At 75.9% G+C, this 3,127-nt stretch carries 3 protein-coding genes; 2 read left to right on the forward strand and 1 reads right to left on the reverse strand.

What is annotated here, in order from left to right:
* The first annotated feature begins 114 nt into the window (after positions 1-114).
* Positions 115-1,461, forward strand: a complete 1,347-nt coding sequence (locus tag AOK09_RS36315; protein ID WP_245687649.1) for a glycosyltransferase 87 family protein — start codon at positions 115-117, stop codon at positions 1,459-1,461.
* 12 nt (positions 1,462-1,473) lie between these two features.
* On the opposite strand, the gene AOK09_RS36320 is transcribed toward AOK09_RS36315, so the two are convergent.
* On the reverse strand, positions 1,474-1,881 hold the full coding sequence (locus AOK09_RS36320) for an SsgA family sporulation/cell division regulator (protein WP_055591429.1): 408 nt from the start codon (positions 1,879-1,881) through the stop codon (positions 1,474-1,476).
* Between the two features lie 368 nt (positions 1,882-2,249).
* On the opposite strand from AOK09_RS36320, the gene AOK09_RS42985 reads away from it, so the two are divergent.
* Positions 2,250-3,127: DUF2510 domain-containing protein (locus AOK09_RS42985; protein WP_245687650.1), on the forward strand; the 878-nt coding region annotated here is incomplete at its 3' end.

The following is a 3,127-nucleotide window of genomic DNA, read 5'->3' on the forward strand; positions in this document are numbered from 1 at the left end:
CACCCGGGCCGCCCGCCCCCGCCGTGCCGTGTCCCGAGGCCTCTCACGGGGCAGGTGCCGTCCATCGGCATCGGGTAGGGTCGCGGGCGTTCGACTTCGGGACGGAGTGCAGCAGTGACAGTGGTGGAGCGGGAACGGCCGACGGATGCGGCCGGAGCGAGGACGTCCGGCGGTGGCCCGGCGCTGCTCCGGCGACTGCGTGAGGCACCCCGTCCGTCCCGGAAGGCCATGGTCGCGGCACTGGTGTCGCTGGTGGCGTACGCCGTGGTCCGCCACTTCGTCGGCACCTCGATGATCGACATGCTGGTCTACCAGGCCGAGGGCCGGGCCGTGGTGCACGGCACCGACCTCTATGCCATCCGGGTCTCCGAGTGGGCGCTGCCCGCCACCTATCCGCCGTTCGCCGCGATGCTCTTCGTCCCCACCTCCTGGGTCGGCGTGGGCCTGCTGCGGATGCTGATCACCGGCGGCAACGTCATCCTGCTGGGCGTCATGGCCTGGCTCTCCTGCCGCCTGGTCGGCTGGCCGCGCCGGGAGCTGCGGCCCACCGCGGTCGTGCTGGCCACCGGCCTCGGCGTCTGGCTGGAGCCGGTCTGGACCACGCTGCGCTACGGGCAGGTCAACCTGGCGCTGGCCTGCCTGGTGCTCTGGGACCTCACCCGTTCCGACGCCCACCGCGGCAAGGGCGTCGGCATCGGCATCGCCGCCGCGATCAAGCTCACCCCGGGCCTCTTCGCGGTCTATCTGCTGCTCACCGGCCGGGTTCGGGCCGCGTTCACCGCCTTCGGGGCCTTCCTGGCCTGCACGGCCCTCGGCTGGATCGCGATGCCCGGCGCCTCCCACGGCTTCTGGACCACCTACGTCTTCGACTCCAGCCGCGTCGGCCGCACCGAGATCGTCGACAACCAGTCGCTGCGCGGAGCCGTCGCCCGGCTGCTGCACACCACCGACCCCGGCGTCGCCGGGCTGCTGGTCGGCGTGGCGGCCGCGGTGCTCGGCCTGGCCGTCGCCGTGCGCGCGGGCCGCAGCGCGTCCTGGCTGCCCAGGGCGGAGGCCTGGGGCGTCGTCTGCACCGCGATCACGGGGCTGCTGGTCTCGCCCATCAGCTGGACCCACCACTGGGTGTGGTGCGTCCCGCTGCTGCTGCTGCTCGCCGCCGAGGCCGCCCAGGAGCGGTCGCGTCCGCAGGCGGTGCGCAGGCGGCGCTGGCGGACCATCGCCGCTGCGACCGCCTTCGGCTTCTGCTGCTACGGCATGTGGCTGGTGCCGCACAAGGGCCCCCGCGACCAGCACCTGCCCGACTGGCAGCTGGCCCCCGCGGCGGTCTACTCGCTGCTGGGCATCGCGGTGCTGGGGGTCGCGGCGCTGCGGATCCGCAACCGCCGCGCCGCGGGCGGCACGGCCGGGACGGTGCCCGCGCAGCGCCCGGGCGGCCGTCGGCAGGCCCCCGCGGCCCGCTGAGGACCCGCCCGCTCACGCCAGCAGGGCGGCCAGTCCGGCGTCCAGGTCCAGGGAGTCGCCCTCGGAGCCCGGCGGCACCAGCCGGTGGGTGCGCTCCAGCCAGGCCATGACCGCCGCCAGCGGTCCCTCCAGCAGGGCGTCGCCGGCCGGGGAGCTCAGCGCCATGCAGAGCACCCCGCGTCCGCCGGAATGGGCGGGCCACACCCGGACGTCACCGGTCCCACAGGCCCGGAAGGTGCCCTCCACCAGCAGCTCGCGGGCGAACACCCAGGTCACCGGGGAGTCCGAGCCGAGGTGGAAGGTGATGTGCACGGCATAGGGGTCGTGCGCGTCGTACAGCAGGCGGGCGGGTACCGGGACGCTCCGCTCGGGTGAGAGTACGAGACTCAGCTCCAGCTCGTGCTCGACCACGCTCTCCATGGGTGTGTCTCCCTCTCATCACTGGCCTCTCCCGGCCGCAGGACGCATCTGCCCGCCGTCGGGTCCCTGATGCCTGAGAGCGCCCGGACGGAGGACTCTTACACGACTTCGGCGGAGTTCCGTCACCTGGAGTGCTCAGGACAAGCGAAGCCGACCGGTGCGCCTCGCCGGATGTTCCTTCGGCAACACCCACACCGAGGGTCGCCGGAGTACTACGCTTTGTCACTGCCCGGGTGTGCGCCGTGCCGAGGCGCGCCCGGTGACCCCTGTGCACCCTGCCATGCCGTGCGAGCCGAACCCGCGGCGGCGGACGGGCGTACCAGCAGGGCCACCACCCGGCAGCCAGCGGACCATGGGACAGGGGACAGATGACGGACCGGCCCTCCTCCGGCAGTACAGCCGGCGCGGCACCCGCGCCCGGCTACTACCCGGACCCCTCCATCCCCGGGTTCGTCCGCTACTGGGACGGCGCGGCCTGGGCGCCCGGCACCACCCGGCCCGCCCCCGAGCCCGGCGAGGTGCTGGCCCCGCCCCGGCTGGTGGCGCGGCGGCAGACACCGCCGATGCGGCCCGTGCCGCCGCCGGAGACTCCGGGGGAGGAGCCCGCGGCCGGGGCGGCGCCCGGCCGGGCGCTTCCCGTACGCCGCGGCTGGGCGGGCCCGGCGGCACTGGAGGAGTCGGGGCCGGTCTTCTTCGACGAGACCACGGGCGGTACGTCCTTCACCACCGAGCCGCGCCCCGCGCCCGTCGGGCCGCCGCTGGCCTCTCCCGCCCCCTGGTCCGCGCCGCCGCTGCCGGTGCGGCCCGCCGTCGCGCAGCCGCCCGTTCCGCAGCCCGCCGATGAGCGGCCCGCCGTTCCGCAGTCGGTCGTTCGGCAGCCGGTCGCGCCGCAGCCTGAGGGCGCGGAGGCCGGTCCGGCGGAGCCCGGGGTCCGGACGGCGCCGGGCCCGGCCATGGCCGCCGAAGCCCCGGCAGACCGGGTCGAGGGCGCCGGGGCACCGGCTCCCGGGCCCCACGACGCCCGAGCGGACGCCCGAGCCGACGCCCAGGGGAACGCGGAGGCCGAGGCCGCCGGGATCGAAGCCGCGGTGTCCGACGCGGAGCCGGGCCGTCCGCCGGAGGCCCGTTCCGGGCGGACCGAGCCCGACCGCGCGATGCGCCCCCAGGGCACCGACGACCGGGACAACCGTTCGGGGTGGCAGGCGGACGTCCGCAACCAGCGCGGGCTGATGGAGTCCCAGGCCGC

Source organism: Peterkaempfera griseoplana (assembly GCF_001418575.1).
In the GTDB taxonomy this organism is placed as follows: domain Bacteria; phylum Actinomycetota; class Actinomycetes; order Streptomycetales; family Streptomycetaceae; genus Peterkaempfera; species Peterkaempfera griseoplana.